The following is a 14,374-nucleotide window of genomic DNA, read 5'->3' on the forward strand; positions in this document are numbered from 1 at the left end:
ACGAGATCGCGGCGTTCTTCCACGTCTCGCTGAACTGGACGACCTACGTCGGCCGCTTCCTGGTCTTCGCCGCTCCGCTGGTGTCCTACATCGTCACCTACCGGATCTGCCTCGGCCTGCAGCGCAGGGACTCCGAGGTCATCGGGCACGGCGTGGAGTCCGGTGTGATCAAGCGCCTGCCCCGCGGCGAGTACATCGAGGTCCACGCGCCGCCCTCGGAGGACATCGCCGCGCACGTGCGCGGCAAGCGGCCGATCCCGATGATCGATGCCGGCGCCGACCGCGAAGGGATCCCGACGAAGAACATACGCGGCCCCATCGGCCGGTTGCGCTTCAAGATGAGCCAGGCCTACGGCGGGGAGAAGGTTTCCCTGGAGGAGAGCCACGAGCACGGAGAACCCGTGCGTGAGGAGCGGCGCGCCGAGGTCGGCTCGGGCGGTGGGGACGGCCGCGGATCCCCGCCCCGCTGAACGGCTCGCCGCCTCCGAGCGGTTCACCGCCGAGCGCCGAGCGGAACGCGACGCCGTGCATCCCACCCGGATCGGTCGTCCCAACCGCTCAACGGCGTGACGAGCCACCGCGGAGGCCTCCCGGCCGGTCGCGTCTTCCGTGATGACGCCCGGGTCATGCGGCGTGCTCACCCCGGCAGGGTCGGATGCCGAGCAGGCGCGGCCGGTTTCGTCCCGGCCCGCTCGGCTGCTTCACCGGCACGCCGAGCCGGGCGGTGCGCAAGGTCAGGTACCGGTGCAGGACCTTCGGCACCGCCTCGTCCAGCGGGATGAGGTCCGGGCTCGTCCACGGGGGCGAGGCTCTCAGAGGAGATGGAAAGGCGGGCCATCTGCGCAGCCGGGAGGGGTGTTGTCGCCACTGATGTCGAAATCAGCGCAGGTGAGGAACAGGTAGTTGAATTTGCCGAGCAGGAAGGCCAGGACTCCGACGGCGATCGTGACGGCGACTGCCCACAACCGGTGCCGTTCGGGGAGTTCCGCGTAGTCGGGCAGCAGGATCCTCGACAGCAGCCACGTCAGGGTCGGCGCGCCCACCAGGGTGAGCACCACCTCGAAGTAGTGGAGGTAGCGAAACCCGTGAGTTCTCGGCGCCACGACGGCCAGGACGATCCAGATCGAAGGCAGCGCCAGAGCGACCCAGCCTCCCCAGGACAGCACACCTCTGGTGCGCAGCACCAGACCCGAGAGCAGCACTGCCGTGGCCACGGCCCAGATCGCCAGGACGGCGTCGAAAAAGATGGCGCCGTACGCGCCCAGCGTGAACGCGGGCCACCAGATGACGAGCGTGCCGCCCGCCGATGCCGCCGCAGCGGCCCGGAGAGCGGGGTCGATTTCGGGGAGGCCACGCTTCCCCTTCGGGCTGGGATCGCGGGACGCTCCACCGACCATGTTCACTCCGACCGCTCAACGCCAGCCACCAGGGCGAGCCGCTGGACTCACGCTTTCGGGCACAACGCACGCCCACTTCGACAATAGAGAGGTGCGGCGCATTCCCGGCTCGGCAACTCACCATCCGCACCGAGAAAAATGACGATGTTTCCGTCAAATGACGGGGTGGGGTACTGCGAAGGCTCCGGATATACGGCCCACTAGTGTTGAAACTGTCCGGAAGGGTAGAGAGTGCCGAAGTGTAACCGAGGAGGTTCACCCGGGAATTCGAGGGCGAGGCCGTCCACATGGTCTTGGACGGCGATCGCACGGTCACCGACGTGGCCCGTGAGTGCGGAATCCACGACACCACCTTGGGCAACTGGGTTCGTGTCTGTAGACATCGGCACGACGCCGAAGAGACTCGGTCGTTGTCGGGGCCGGAGCGTGCGCGGCTACGCGGGTTGGAGCGGCAGAGCCGGGAACTGCGGGAGAAGGTGCAGTTCCCGAAAAGCCGCGGCCTTCTTCGCGAGTGAGACTCGGTGCCCGCGAAATTCGAACTCGTCGACGCGGAGAAGGCCAACCATGCCGTCGTGAAGATTTTTTCAGAACGCGGAGACTGCCTTCGGTGGTATCTCGGGTGGTTTCCTGGCGTCGTTCCAGCAGGGCTCGGGCGCCTTGTCCACGAGAGTCCAGAGGGAAGTCGGTCGCTCGACAGGCGCGCCATCTTCTTGGCGAAGAATGTCGTCAGCTTGTCGAACGGATCAGGTCTCGCAGACCGGCGTCCCAGCATCGCGTCGGTCATGCGGCGCGCGGGGCCAGTCGGCGTAGAAGTCTCGAGCCCGGGGGACGAGGAAGGCGCACCGGGCCAGGTTCGGCTTCTCAGCCCCGGAGTGCGGGGTGAACAGCGCGCGGCCGGCGCCAGGTTCGCATACCGGGCCAGGTCTCCGGAGCCCCTGGTGGATCTTGACCCGGTTGGTCTGCTTGATGCGCGGCAGGAGGTCCACGTTCGGCAACCGGGTAGGAGCGGCCACTGCGCGAGCGTTGGCCGCGGCAGGCGCGTCCGTGGTCCTCATCGACCGCCTTTCCTCTCGGATACACCGGCCTCGCGCGGAAGCGCGGAGGCCTTCATCGTGGGTGTGTGTCGGTTCCCTTCGCTCCGATGGAGCGACGGGCAGTTCTCCACCAGGTCCGGACCACCGAATCCTGGACAACGGCGGCCGGTCGCGGGATGGCGCAGCGCCGGCGACACACGTTGCAGCCATGGCTTTGTTTGTCTCCCGGACCCGGGAAGGGTGTCAGGTCCGCCCGGGACGGGGGTGCAGCCAGGCCAGACCCCCGTCCTGTCGTGCCCGGGAGATCAGGGCTTGATGAGGACTTTGAGGCTCCTGCGGTCGGCCATGTCCCGGTAGCCGGCCGGGACGCCGTCGAGGTCGGTGGTGGCGTCGAAGACCTTGCCCGGTTCGATGGTGCCGTTGAGGATGTCGGGCAGCAGTTCTTCGATGTAGGCGCGGACCGGGGCGGGTCCGCCGGCCAGGCGCAGGTTGGGGCGGAACAGGCTGCCCATGCCGATCGGCGCGTCTTCGTACTGCGGGACGCCGACGCGGCTGATGACGCCGCCGGGACGGACGACGCCGAGGGCCTGCTGGTAGGAGGGCATGGTGCCGACGGCCTCCAGGACCACGTGGGTGCCGTGCCCGCCGGTGAGCTCGCGCACCGCTTCGATGCCTTCCTCGCCGCGGGCGGAGACGACGTCGGTGGCGCCGAACTCGCGGCCGAGGTCGGTGCGGGCCTGGTGGCGTCCCATCAGGATGACCTGCTCGGCGCCCAGGCGCTTGGCCGACAGCACCGCCAGCAGGCCCACGGCGCCGTCACCGATCACGGTGACGCGGGTGCGCGGGTTGACGCCGCCGGCCACGGCGGCGTGGTAGCCGGTGCCGAACACGTCCGAGAGCGTCAGCAGGGACGGCATGAGGGCCGAGTCCGCTTCGACGGGCAGCTTGACCAGGGTGCCGTCGGCGAGCGGGACGCGGACCGCTTCGGCCTGCCCGCCCTCCTCCGGCTCGCCGTCCCAGAAGCCGGCCTGCGGGTGGGTGCAGGAGGTGTGCAGGCCCTCGCGGCAGAACTGGCAGGTGTTGTCGGAGATGGCGAACGGCGCCACGACCAGGTCGCCCCGGTTGAGGGTGGTCACCTCCGGGCCGGTGTCCTCGACGATGCCGATGAACTCGTGTCCCATCCGGGCAGGGCCGTCTTCCGGCTTCATCGAGCCGTAGGGCCACAGGTCGCTGCCGCAGATGCAGGACGCGGTGACGCGGACCAGCGCGTCGGTGGGCAGCTTGATGACCGAGTCCGGCACCTGCTCGACGCGGACGTCGCCGGCGCCGTACATCAGGGTTGCGCGCATCAAAAGTTCTCCGTTTCAGATGGTTGTGTGTCTCAGGTGGTGGCGACGGGGCAGGAGCCCCGGACCGTGACGCGGGCCGGTTCGAGCGTCTCGGCTCCCCGCCCCCTCCCCGGCTGACCTGGCCATACACCCGGTGGCGGGGAGCTAGTGCGCGGGTAGCGCAGAGCGGCGGCGCTGGACGACGGCGATGGTGATCGTGGGGATCAGGGTCAGCGCGGCGATGGCGGCTCCCACCACGGCGGGGCCGGTGGCGCCGAGTGCGGAGTCGAGGGCGCGCCCGGCGATCCAGGACCCGGCCGCGGTGCCGACATTGAACGCCGAGACGCTCAGGGCGGAGGCCAGGGTGGGCGCGTCACCGGCGAAGCGGACCGGCAGGGAGATCAGCACCGGGTTGGCGCCGAGCCCGAAGAATCCCAGCAGCGCGACCAGAACGACCGTGGCCCCGGCATGCGTCGACAGCAGGCAGATCGCCGGCAGCAAGACGGTGGCGCCCGCGGCCGCCGCGATCGTCGTGGTGTGCGGGCGGGCGTCCCCGAGCCGGCCCCCGGCCAGCGAGCCCGCCAGGGCTCCGACGCCGAAGCCGACGAGCACCAGCGGCACGAGCCCGGCCGCGATACCGGCCCGGCCGGTCAGCAGCGGCGCGATGTAGGAGTAGGCCGACAGCACCCCGCCGGTCGTGGTCGCGCAGGCCGCCGGCACCAGCCACAGCCGCCCCGAGCGCAGGGCCGGACGCCTTCGATCGGGACGTGATCGAAGGCGTCCGGGAAGAAGAACTTCTCCAGGTCCGGCGGCGACGGCGGCTCCTCGAACGCGGCGTGTTGCGAAGTCCGTACGGCCTCACCACCACCGGCCGTGAGCTGATCACCGCCGCGGCTGGGGCGGGCGGCGTGTCCTCGAGGGCGGCTGTCATCCTCGGCCGGGTTGCGTGATGCGCTCGAGCCATCGCCGCAGAAGGGCGGTCTCGGCCGGCTCCAGGGCCTCGGTCCCGGCGAGATCGAGTTGCGCGTGCAGGCGCAGCGCGGCGGTGTACAGCGGGTCGGCGTCGTTCTGAGCGGTTGTTGTGGTCAGTACGTGCGAGAACACGGCGTCCCGCATGCGGTGGGACAGCGCGGGGTCGTCGAACAGGGCCGGTCTGGCGATGTGGTCGAGGGCGGTCCCGACGTTCGCCGACAGGATCAGCCGAGCGGCGGTTTGCGGCTCGACCTTCAACGCGCCCGCCGCCGCGCACCGCGTGAGCGCCGCCACCAGCAGGTCCATCACGCGATCTCGCGCCGTCGAGTGCGACCACGGCCGCGGAGTGAACATCAGCTGGTAGAGGGCCGGGTTCGCCTTTGCGAACGCCATGTGGCCGTCCCAGCCGGCGTGCAGGTCGGCGACCGGGTCGCCGGTCTGCTCCTGGGCGGCCTTGAGCGCGGCGTACCGCTCGTACCCGTGGTCGGCGACGGCGTCGAGCAGCCCGCGCTTGTCACCGAACAACCGGTAGAGCACGGGCTGGCTCACGCCGACCGCCTCGCAGACCGCGCGCGTCGCGACCTCGTGGTCCGAGGACGACGCCAGTTGCCGCTCCGCGGCCTCGATCATCGCCGCGCGCAGCGGGTCCGTCTCTGCCATGCAATCAATGATACTGCCAGTTGCTAGCGACGATACGAAGCTGTGTTACCGTGTAGCCGTAACGCCGATATAGCCAATCCGTATCGGCGATAAGACCAAGGAGTCTTCCATGAGTGATCAGCGTGTGGCTGTCGTCAGCGGCGGCTCCCGCGGGATAGGCAAGGCGATCGCGGTGGCGCTGGCGGCGCGGGGCTGTGCGGTCGCGGTGGGGTTCCAAGGGGCGGCCTCCGCCGCGGCGCAGGTGGTCGAGGAGATCACGGCATCCGGTGGCCGGGCGATCCCGGTCCAGGCCGACGTGGCCGACGAGGGCGCCGTCGCGGAGATGTTCGACGCGGCCGAGAAGTCCTTCGGCGGGGTCGATGTGGTCGTCAACTCGGCGGGGCGGCTGTCGCTGTCCCCGATCGCCGACCTCGACCTCGGCGAGCTGGACGCCCTGCACCGCACCAACATCCGCGGCGCGTTCGTGATGGCCCGGGAGGCCGCACGCCGCGTGCGCGCCGGGGGCGCGATCGTCAACCTGTCCACCTCCGTGGTCGGTCTGCAGTTCCCGAACTACGGGGCGTACGCCGCGAGCAAGGGAGCCGTCGAGGCGATGACGCTGGTGCTCGCCCGCGAGCTGCGCGGACGGAACATCACGGTCAACGCCGTCGCGCCCGGCCCGACCGCCACCGAACTGTTCCTCGGCGGCAAGGACGAGGCGACGATCCAGCAGCTCGCCAAGCAGCCACCGCTGGAGCGGCTCGGCACCCCCGAGGACATCGCCGAGGTCGTCTCCTTCCTGGCGAGCCCGGCCGGGCACTGGATCAACGGGCAGGTCGTGCGCGCGAACGGCGGGATCATCTGATGGCCGCCGCGCGACAGGTCATCGTCGTCACCGGGGCCTCCAGCGGGTTCGGCCGGCTGACGGCCGTGGCCCTGGCACGAGCCGGGCACGCCGTCGTCGCCGGCATGAGGCGAACCGCGGACCGCAACGCGCCCGCCGTCGCCGCCCTGGACCGGCTCGCCGCCGACGAGATCGTCCGCATCGTCGATCTCCCAGCCGGACGACGGCCGTTCCGCAGCCACGTCGACCCCGGCAAGGACGGCAGCGAGGTCGTCTCGACCGTCGCCGACCGTATCCGCGCCGAGTTCTACCACCGCGCCGGCATCGCAGACCTCCTGTCACCCACCGCCGCACTCTGAATCCCGACACGAAAGGAAACCGACATGCCATTCGCCAACCTCAAGGTGCCCGCCGACACCCTGACCCCCGAATCCAAGAAGAAGCTCATCGACGCCGTCACCGACGCCTACGCCGACGTCTACGGAGAACGAGCCCGGGCCACCACCCTGGTCCTCCTGGAGGAGGTTCCGGACGGCGGCTGGGGTCTGGGCGGCAACATCCTCACCGCAGACATGCTCGGCCGCAGCTGACCCGTCCGGGGGTTGCCGCCGCGGTCGAGCCGGTGGCGGTCGTCGTTGCCGCTCCAGGCGGGGATCGGGGCGGTGCCGTTGCGCCGGGCGAATGCTGCGGAACTACGGAAGCGGGTGATGTCGCCGGCTTCTCCCAGAAGTTTGGCGGCGGGCAGCACGTTCACTCCGACGACCGCCATCAGGCGTGGAGTGGGCGGCTTGTCAGGGTTTCGCATCGGCGCTTTCGGCGACGGCGAGCGCGGGGACCGCGGCGGCCAGGAATTCGCGGATTCCGCGCTCCATCTGGATCGAGTCGCGGTCGAAGAGCCACTGGGCCTGCAGGCCGTTGATCAGCGCGATGGTCATCGCCGCGAGTGTCTCCGGATCGCTGGCGGAGCGCAGTTCCCCGCGTTCGGCCAGGGCTTTGAACGCTTTGGCGAAGAACCGGCGGAGCATGCGGTAATGCTCGGCGTAGTAGGCGTGCGCCGGGTGGCCGGGGGCGGTGGCTTCACCCGACAGGACGCAGTGCAGTTCCATCAGTCCGGGCTGCAGCTCGTTGTCCACGATGACGGCGAGCATTCCCCGGAGGGTCTCGACGGGGTTGGCGCTCGGGTCGAGGACGCGTGCCGACGCGAGGTACTCGCTGCTGCGCTCGTCACGCAGCTCCAGCACCGCGGTGAGCAGTTCCTCCTTGCTGGAGAAGTGGTGCAGCAGCCCGGTGTAGCTGATGTCGGCTCGTTTGGCGATGTCCTTCATCGTCGCGCCGTAGAAGCCGGTCTGGCCGAAGGCGTCCACGCAGGCTTCGACGACCCGGCGGCGGATGGCCGCCGTCTTGGCGTAGGGCCCGCGGCTGGTGCTCTGGGTCACGGCTTCCTCCGCGGGGATTGAAACTCGTACTTCTGTTCGGTTTTCGTGGTGTAGCGCAATTGGTCAAGGGGTTCCTCAGGGTGACGACGTCGGCGGCGAACCAACCCGGCGCCGCTCGCGGCATTGCGCCTGCCGTCCCGGCGTTGGCCTGAGAGCGTACCGTTTTCGGCGTCGAGTGGGTTCGGGCGCGCTTGGTTGGGTTCCGGCCCACTCCCGATGACGCGGTGACTTTGAGTGAGCAGTCGGAGAGCGTTGTGGACAGCCGTCCAGGTCCCGGGTTTCTTCGCCGCCGGGCCGGCTCGATCGGCCGCACGAACAGGGGTGGCGCCCTCGCGGACACCGGGTTATCGGTTGTGGGTCCGGACGTTTTCGGAAAGCCCGGTCAGGAGGCGCCGGACTGCAGGAGACCTTTGAGCCGGGCGTCGCAGACAGTAACCAACCCGCGGAGGAAGCCGAGCCTGTTGAGCGGCCCAAGACCCCGGACTCCTACGGCAACGAACGGCCGATGGAACCAGGGCCGCACCGACGCCGTCCAGCTCCACACCGAGATCAAGGCCCAGGGCTTCACCGGAGTGGTGCGCCGTGGGCGAACCGGCGCCGGATCACGCCGGTCCCCGTGCGAGGGTCGGGTGATGCGATACATCATCATCGGGGCGGGGGCCGTCGGCGGCGCGATCGGCGGGCGGCTGGCGGAGGCCGGGCACGAGGTCGTGCTCGTGGCGCGCGGGCGGCACCACGAGGCGCTGCGCGACGGCGGGCTCCGGCTCGGCACTCCCGACGGCACACTCACACTCGCGATCCCGGCCGTCGACCGGCCGGAGGCGCTGGAGCTCCGGCCCGGCGACGTCCTGGTCCTGGCCGTGAAGACCCAGGACAGCTCGGCGCTCCTGGAGTCCTGGGCCGGACGCCCGGTGGCCGGCGGGGGCACCGCGGCGGAGCTGCTCCCGCTGGTCTGCGCGCAGAACGGGGTGGAGAACGAGCGGCTGGCCCTGCGCCGGTTCCGGCATGTGTACGGGATGTGCGTGTGGCTGCCGGCGACGCACCTGGAGCCGGGGATGATCGCGGCTCCCGGGGCGCCGCTGACCGGGATCCTGCACATCGGCCGCTACCCGTCGGGCACCGACGGGACGGCGGAGCGGATCTCGGCGGATCTGGAGAAGGCCGCGTTCCTGGCGCCGGTCGTGCCCGACGTGATGCGCTGGAAGTACGCCAAGCTGCTGTCGAACCTGTCCAACGCCCTGGAGGCGGTCTGCGGGCCGGTCCGCGAGGAGGAGGCGCTCGGTCTCCGCCGGCGCGCGGTGGCCGAGGGCGAGACGGTGCTCGCCGCCGCCGGGATCGCGTACGCGAGCCGGGAGGAGCAGGCGGAGGTGCGGGGCGACCGGGTCCGGCTGCTGCCGGTCGGGGGCGTGGAACGGGGCGGTGGGTCTTCCTGGCAGAGTCTGGCCCGGGCCACCGGATCGATCGAGTCCGACTACCTCAACGGCGAGATCGCACTGCTGGGGCGGCTCCACGGCGTCGCGACGCCGGTCAACACGACCCTGCAGCGGGTGGCAAACGCGTTCGCCCGCGAGCGCAGGGCCCCGGGAAGCATGCCGGTCTCCGACCTGCTGGCCCTCATCGGCCCCTGAGCCCCTGCACCCCGTCCTGGACGATCCGGCACAGGTCAGGACGGATGGGTCGACGCGGCAGGCGGGTCGGCCTCGGCGACCAGGGCCTTCACGCGCGGGCAGGTGGGGCCGTCGGACCACGACAGCCGCCGGCCGGCGGCGCCGAGGCAGGTCGCCTCCACGGTGAGGCCGAGTCGGTCGCTCAGCCGATGGGCCACGGACGCGAATCCGAATTGCGCGGCTCACGTCCCCCTCCCCGCTATGTCGACGCCGTGTTGCCCCCTTGGCGGGGTGCGGCCCTCTCCGGAAACCGTCAATGCGAGGTCGGCACCGGTATGGCTCCCGTGACGAAGAAGATTCACTCGGACACGTTATAGCGTTCCGCCTGTTTCGCTGTGCGGCAGAGCGGGCGCCGGCATCACTCCAGTCGGTGACACGCCCGGCTCATGAACCGGGGGAGAGTGGTACACCACCGGAGCAGGGGGCTTACGGGCACCGTGCCCGGCAGGTCACCTGATCGAACTCGGCGCGGACGCGCTTCGCGGCGAGGAAACCCGGCATCCGCGACCCTGCGAACACGGGGGCGAATCCGGACGCCGAGGACTCGGTCGGTGAAGGTCGCTTGCCCGGAGGCTGAGAGGAGGCTATCGCCTCGGATCGTCATCGCCGGCGATGCGGCGCCGCTAATAAATCTACATTGTAAAGGTCATGGCTGGATTTGAAAATCATCTGCGCAAAGGACTGAAGGCTCAGTACCAGAACACATCGGCCACGACGGCGGCGCCTGACGGCCCTCTTCGGTGCGGTCAAGCCGGGTCGGTGCGCGGCCGGACGTGACCTGCCGGTTGGTCGCCGTTCGGGGGCGCGCGTCGATCACGAGCGTTGCTGTCTTCGAACCCTCCCCACCCTCTTTAGCGATCTTTTGTCGGGCGAGTTGGGGCGGTTGCGGTGGCGTGCCTCGGGGCCGTGGGCGCGAACGCGCTCTGTCCGCACGCGGTCAGGGCTGTATGACCTGGAAGCTTCGCTTCGCACGTGGTGTGCCGTTGACGAGGACTTCGATCGCGTGCTCGCCGGCGTGGATCGTGCGCGTGCTCATCCCTGCGCGGAGTGGGTGAGTCTTGGCGAGGGTGACCGAGTGCCCCGCCGGCACCGTGAGCCTCCTGAGCTTGTAGACCTTGCGTCCGCCCGGGCGGCCCGGCGGGCCGGCGAAGTGAACCGCGTAGTCGATGATCGCCTCCGATGTCTCGGCGGCATGCACGGTGATCGAGATGTCGAGGGCTGCGCCGAGGTGGACCGTGGGTGGGATTGTGAGGTCGGTGACGGTGACGCGTCGATCGGGGTCGATGCCGAGAAGGCCCAGGGTGTCCCTGTGTCCGGTTTTGACCAGCGTGCGCGTGGCGTGGCGGATGATGTAGTTCATCTCGCGGGGCTCCTGCCGGCCGGTGGTCCGCCACCTGTGCAACGTCTCCACGACCAGGTCCGGGTCGGACTTCGCGATGTCGTTGAGATGGTTGGCGACAGAGCGGGTGACGAAGCGGGTGCGATCGTCGAAGAGGTTGTCGAGGATCGGGATCGCGGCCGACGCCGGGACTGAGAGCCTGCGGGACCACGGCAGCCGCGGTCGGGTTCCCTCGCTGCAGAGTCGACGGACGTGATAGTGCTTGTCGCGCGTCCACTCGATCAGGGTGTTCATGGTGTGGTCGGGGTAGGCGTTGATGAAGGTCCGGATGGCGTCTTCGGCGGAGAATCGAGTGGTGATCTGCTTCAGCGCGTCCAGAGAGTAGGCGAGGTCGGTGTCGGTGCAACCGCGCCGTGCGACGAACTCGGAGTAGGGCGCGTAGATGAAGTCACCGAAGTCGCCGTCGGACAGTGCCGGGTCGCACGGTGCCGGGAGCGACCTCAGGAGAGCGCCGACTGCGGGTCGATAGTCGTCGGGCAGATGCCTCTCGAGGACTTCGGAGATCCACGTGATGCGCTGCTTCAGTTCGAGGTCGCCGAGCCGGTCCATGACCTCGTCGATGAAATCCTCGGGCCGGAACGACGCCTTTGCTTGTCGGAGCCGGGTCGCAATCATGGTGACCTTGTCCAGGTTGAACAGCTGGTCCTTCAGGGGCCTCTGCATGGTCGCCGTCACTCGTAGCTCTTGATCACTTCGTAGACGCCGTGCGGGGCGTCGCCGTCCATGATCGAGAAGAATGTCGCGCAGGCCTCGCTGTTCTGCTCGGCTTCGAGCACGCGCTCAGTCGCGGTCTCGTCTTCGAGGAAGACGATGTCGGCGAACCCGCTCGCGCCGTCTCTGACGGGGATGCGCCGGATGATTCCGTCCTGGTGGCGCGCGAACTGGTCCTCGAAGGCGTCTGACGTGGCCATCAGGACGTCTTCGGTGACGCCCTGCCCGGGTCGGAACGGTGCCAGTGCGATGTGCATGGTGCTCCTTTCGTTTTCCGCTGCCGGGATGGTATTGCCGAATGTGACAGTAGTTGTCATATTTGGCGGATGGGTGATGTGGGAGGGCCCGATCGTGGCAGAGCGCAGCGGCTCGACGCGCTCAAGGCGCTGTTGGCCGACCGTGACGTCACCACCGCAGCCGAGCTCGCCGGCGAGCTGGGGGTGAGCGTGCGGACGGTGCAGCGCGATCTGGCCACGCTGCGCCGCTCGGGTATGCCGATCGAGGGCGACCGAGGACGCGGGGGTGGTGTACGACTGGAGCAGGGCTGGTCGCTCGGCCGGGTCCACCTCAACGAGTCGGAGGCGCTCGGGCTGCTGCTGAGTCTCAGCATCGCCGAGAAGATCGGATCCCCTCTGCTGCTCGGCGACCTGAGGTCCATCACGCGAAAGGTCGGCAACGCCTTCGCGCCCGCGCAGGCCCGCCGCATCAAAGCGCTCCGTGGTCGCGTTCTCGTCGGGCAGGCGGCGTCGGCTGCCGTCCTCTCGGGCTACCACCCGCCCGGAGCGGCGGTAACCAGGGCTCTCCTCGACGCGTTCATGTACCAACGCATCGCATCCCTCAGATATCAGGATCGGTCGGGCGTCACGACCAACCGCGAAATCGAGGCCCAGTTCCTGTACTACAACGTGCCCGTCTGGTACGCGCTGGCGTGGGACTGCCTTCGCGACGGCGTCCGGTTCTTCCGAATCGATCGGATTCAACAGATCACCGTGCTCGATACCGAGTTCCGGCTTCGACCGGCACACGACTTCCTCATCGCCGGTGAGTCCGAGGCGCGGTCCATGTAGCCGTGTGGCGGCGGCGCCTCGCGCCGCACCGGTGGGGGACGGCTCCGCGCACGAGGGCGTCTACGACGTCGACGACGACCGGGATGGCAGCGGCAGGCCGGCGGCCCCCGGGTCCTGGCCGCCGGCCTGCCGCTGCCGGCCGGGGGACACCGGTTACCCGGCGGTGGCCATGCGGTGCCGAAGCTCCTCTTCGGAGACGTCTTCCAGGTGAGTCAGGAACACCCACATGTGACCCGAAGGGTCTTTGAGGATGACGGTGCGGTCACCGTGGAACATGTCCTTCGGCGGCTGGAGAATCTCGGCGCCGGCGGCCTCTGCGCGCTCCGCCAGGCTGTCGACGTCCGGCACGAAGACGTGCAGCGTGACGGACGTACCGCCGCCGAGCGAGGCCGGCGCGGCGAAGGAGGCGGCCTCCGCCTCGTCCACGCCGGCGTCGCCCAGCATCAGCACCGACCGTCCGATGGTGATCTCGGCGTGCAGGATCCCGCCGCCCGGGGCGTCGAGTCTGAAGTCTTCGCGGGCGCCGAACGCCCGCCGGTAAAAGTCGATCGCCGAGGCGGCGTCATCGACCATGATGTGCGGGATCACGGCGTAGCGGTAGCGGTCGGGGATCTCGATATGGGTTGCGTGCTCGGTCATGGCGAGTCTCCTTGAAGAGGCACCGCTGGTCGGTTTCTGCGGTTGTGAAGAACCTAAAAGCTCAAGTTTGGTTCAGGTCAACCGCCGATGTGGTCCCGCCACGTGGAACCCGCCCACCCGACGCGGGAGTCGGGCCGCCGGCCTGACCCACCGCCGGAAAATGCATGGTGGTCGGCCTGTCGTTAACGGCGGTGTCATGAAGTACATTCGAGGGCCGTTACCCCTGGTCAGTGGCGCGCCCACCATCGCGGGGTAGAGACGAGAAACCGTCAGCGGGAGCGTCGACGTGCTGCCGGGTCGTGTTCAGCGGTGATGCGGGCGGAGGTCTCCTCGCCCAGCCGGACATGGCGGCCGAGGCTGGCCAGGTGCTGATGGCGGGACTTGGCCTGGAGTTCGGGCGCGGTGCGACCGGCGGCGGCCAGGTGGGTCAGCGCCGAGTGGCGCAGCTGGTGCAGGGTCCAGCCGTCGCTGTGGGGGTCGAGCTCGGCGGAGGCGGTCTTGAACAGGTGCTCGGCGCGCGGGGGGTTTTCGTAGTATTCGCCGAACATTCAACACATTTGCCTGATCAGCAGAAACCCGCGTCCGGTGACCGTTGAGCAGCTCAGTGTGTTGCGCGGTCCCTGCGTCGGCGGGCGGCGCGGATCTCGGCGTCGGCGACCTTGTCGTCCAGCAGCGCGTACAACTGCGTCGTCTCGGCAGAAGCGTGGCCGAGCCGGCGGCGCACGGCCTCGATGGACACCCCGGCGTTGATGAGCTCGGTGGCGTGGGCGTGGCGCCTGCCCGCCGCGCAATCCGGCCTCCCGAGACGTGCCCGCCGGGAAGGCTCCACCCGAGCGGAAGGCTTCACTCGGGTGCGCGGCGGGCAGCCAGGCGTTCGGTGTGGGAGGAGCGGGCCGACGGGCGGCCCGCCGTGTGGGACGACTCCTGGGCCAGGCCGTTGAGGGTGGTACGGACGACGCGTTCGGTCTGGAGGCCCACCGCATGCGGGTCGTCGAAGCGGACCAGGCCGTCGGCCAGTAGCACGGCCAGCCCGTGCAGCGCCGCCCACACCACGAACTCCGCCCCCTCCCGCGCCGGTCCCGGTAGTGCGCCGGCATCGGCGAGCCGGTCGAGTTCCGCGGTGAGTACGTCGTGCGGGTGCGGGGAGATGGAGGAGTCCGGGCCGGTGGCCCCGCCACGCAGCACCAGCCGGGCGACGGCCGGGTCGTCGAGCGCCCAGCTCACATAGCCGCGGCCCAGGG

Annotated in this window: 17 protein-coding genes and 3 pseudogenes; 7 read left to right on the forward strand and 13 right to left on the reverse strand. The window is 69.6% G+C overall.

From position 1 onward, the window contains the following. Positions 1-470, forward strand: a pseudogene (locus ABD841_RS39095) (cytochrome bc1 complex cytochrome b subunit); the annotation flags it as partial. A gap of 342 nt (positions 471-812) precedes the next feature. Here ABD841_RS39095 and ABD841_RS39100 read toward each other — a convergent pair. Beyond that, complete coding sequence (locus tag ABD841_RS39100) at positions 813-1,397, reverse strand: hypothetical protein (RefSeq protein ID WP_344982110.1); 585 nt, start codon at positions 1,395-1,397, stop codon at positions 813-815. Between the two features lie 260 nt (positions 1,398-1,657). Between ABD841_RS39100 and ABD841_RS41045 the strand changes: the two are divergent. Beyond that, positions 1,658-1,912 (forward strand): annotated as a pseudogene (locus tag ABD841_RS41045) (transposase); the annotation flags it as partial. Between the two features lie 824 nt (positions 1,913-2,736). Here ABD841_RS41045 and ABD841_RS39105 read toward each other — a convergent pair. The 3 genes from ABD841_RS39105 to ABD841_RS39115 form a co-directional block, all read right to left on the reverse strand. Beyond that, positions 2,737-3,780: a zinc-dependent alcohol dehydrogenase family protein gene (locus tag ABD841_RS39105; RefSeq protein ID WP_344982111.1), complete on the reverse strand. Its 1,044-nt coding sequence runs from the start codon at positions 3,778-3,780 to the stop codon at positions 2,737-2,739. 144 nt (positions 3,781-3,924) lie between these two features. Next, complete coding sequence (locus ABD841_RS39110; RefSeq protein ID WP_344982112.1) at positions 3,925-4,479, reverse strand: MFS transporter; 555 nt, start codon at positions 4,477-4,479, stop codon at positions 3,925-3,927. A 207-nt stretch (positions 4,480-4,686) separates the two neighbouring features. Next, positions 4,687-5,391 (reverse strand): TetR/AcrR family transcriptional regulator, encoded by a 705-nt coding sequence (locus ABD841_RS39115; RefSeq protein ID WP_344982113.1) that lies wholly within the window; start codon positions 5,389-5,391, stop codon positions 4,687-4,689. Between the two features lie 109 nt (positions 5,392-5,500). Between ABD841_RS39115 and ABD841_RS39120 the strand changes: the two genes are divergently transcribed. Genes ABD841_RS39120 through ABD841_RS39130 form a run of 3 tightly spaced genes read left to right on the forward strand, consistent with a single transcriptional unit; the run spans position 5,501 to position 6,804 of the window. Next, a complete protein-coding gene (locus tag ABD841_RS39120; protein ID WP_344982114.1) occupies positions 5,501-6,235 on the forward strand; it encodes an SDR family oxidoreductase in 735 nt (244 codons plus the stop codon). After that, the gene (locus tag ABD841_RS39125) at positions 6,235-6,573 is read left to right on the forward strand and encodes an SDR family NAD(P)-dependent oxidoreductase (protein WP_344982115.1); all 339 of its coding nucleotides are present in this window, start codon (positions 6,235-6,237) and stop codon (positions 6,571-6,573) included. Before ABD841_RS39120 ends, ABD841_RS39125 begins: the two co-directional genes overlap by 1 nt. 24 nt (positions 6,574-6,597) lie before the next feature. After that, a complete protein-coding gene (locus ABD841_RS39130) occupies positions 6,598-6,804 on the forward strand; it encodes a 4-oxalocrotonate tautomerase family protein (protein WP_344982116.1) in 207 nt (68 codons plus the stop codon). A gap of 17 nt (positions 6,805-6,821) precedes the next feature. Here the strand turns inward: ABD841_RS39130 and ABD841_RS39135 are convergent. Next, a pseudogene (locus ABD841_RS39135) lies at positions 6,822-7,019 on the reverse strand (transposase); the annotation flags it as partial. Beyond that, positions 7,006-7,650: a TetR/AcrR family transcriptional regulator gene (locus tag ABD841_RS39140; protein WP_344982117.1), complete on the reverse strand. Its 645-nt coding sequence runs from the start codon at positions 7,648-7,650 to the stop codon at positions 7,006-7,008. The pseudogene ABD841_RS39135 and the gene ABD841_RS39140, both read right to left, overlap by 14 nt. Positions 7,651-8,282: 632 nt before the next feature. Here ABD841_RS39140 and ABD841_RS39145 point away from each other — a divergent pair. Further along, the gene (locus tag ABD841_RS39145) at positions 8,283-9,278 is read left to right on the forward strand and encodes a ketopantoate reductase family protein (RefSeq protein WP_344982118.1); all 996 of its coding nucleotides are present in this window, start codon (positions 8,283-8,285) and stop codon (positions 9,276-9,278) included. Positions 9,279-9,313: 35 nt separating this feature from the next. On the opposite strand, the gene ABD841_RS39150 is transcribed toward ABD841_RS39145, so the two are convergent. The 3 genes from ABD841_RS39150 to ABD841_RS39160 all read right to left on the reverse strand — a co-directional run bounded on the left by ABD841_RS39150 (position 9,314) and on the right by ABD841_RS39160 (position 11,684). Beyond that, on the reverse strand, positions 9,314-9,475 hold the full coding sequence (locus ABD841_RS39150; protein WP_344982119.1) for a hypothetical protein: 162 nt from the start codon (positions 9,473-9,475) through the stop codon (positions 9,314-9,316). 779 nt (positions 9,476-10,254) lie between these two features. After that, complete coding sequence (locus ABD841_RS39155; RefSeq protein WP_344982120.1) at positions 10,255-11,379, reverse strand: DNA alkylation repair protein; 1,125 nt, start codon at positions 11,377-11,379, stop codon at positions 10,255-10,257. An 8-nt stretch (positions 11,380-11,387) separates the two neighbouring features. After that, complete coding sequence (locus ABD841_RS39160) at positions 11,388-11,684, reverse strand: hypothetical protein (protein ID WP_344982121.1); 297 nt, start codon at positions 11,682-11,684, stop codon at positions 11,388-11,390. A 69-nt stretch (positions 11,685-11,753) separates the two neighbouring features. Between ABD841_RS39160 and ABD841_RS39165 the strand changes: the two genes are divergently transcribed. Beyond that, positions 11,754-12,494, forward strand: coding sequence for a helix-turn-helix transcriptional regulator (locus ABD841_RS39165; protein ID WP_344982123.1), 741 nt, complete (start codon positions 11,754-11,756; stop codon positions 12,492-12,494). Between the two features lie 153 nt (positions 12,495-12,647). On the opposite strand, the gene ABD841_RS39170 is transcribed toward ABD841_RS39165, so the two are convergent. From ABD841_RS39170 to ABD841_RS39185, 4 genes are all read right to left on the reverse strand, one after another. Beyond that, entirely contained in the window at positions 12,648-13,133 is a 486-nt protein-coding gene (locus ABD841_RS39170; RefSeq protein ID WP_344982124.1) for a VOC family protein, read from the reverse strand. Positions 13,134-13,402: 269 nt separating this feature from the next. Further along, complete coding sequence (locus tag ABD841_RS39175) at positions 13,403-13,681, reverse strand: hypothetical protein (RefSeq protein WP_344982125.1); 279 nt, start codon at positions 13,679-13,681, stop codon at positions 13,403-13,405. 53 nt (positions 13,682-13,734) lie between these two features. Further along, a complete protein-coding gene (locus ABD841_RS39180) occupies positions 13,735-13,962 on the reverse strand; it encodes a tyrosine-type recombinase/integrase (protein ID WP_344982126.1) in 228 nt (75 codons plus the stop codon). Between the two features lie 14 nt (positions 13,963-13,976). Beyond that, the coding region (locus ABD841_RS39185) for a TetR-like C-terminal domain-containing protein (protein WP_344982127.1) at positions 13,977-14,374 on the reverse strand (398 nt) is incomplete at its 5' end.

It is taken from the genome of Streptosporangium fragile, from assembly GCF_039534445.1.
Taxonomy (GTDB): Bacteria; Actinomycetota; Actinomycetes; order Streptosporangiales; family Streptosporangiaceae; genus Streptosporangium; species Streptosporangium fragile.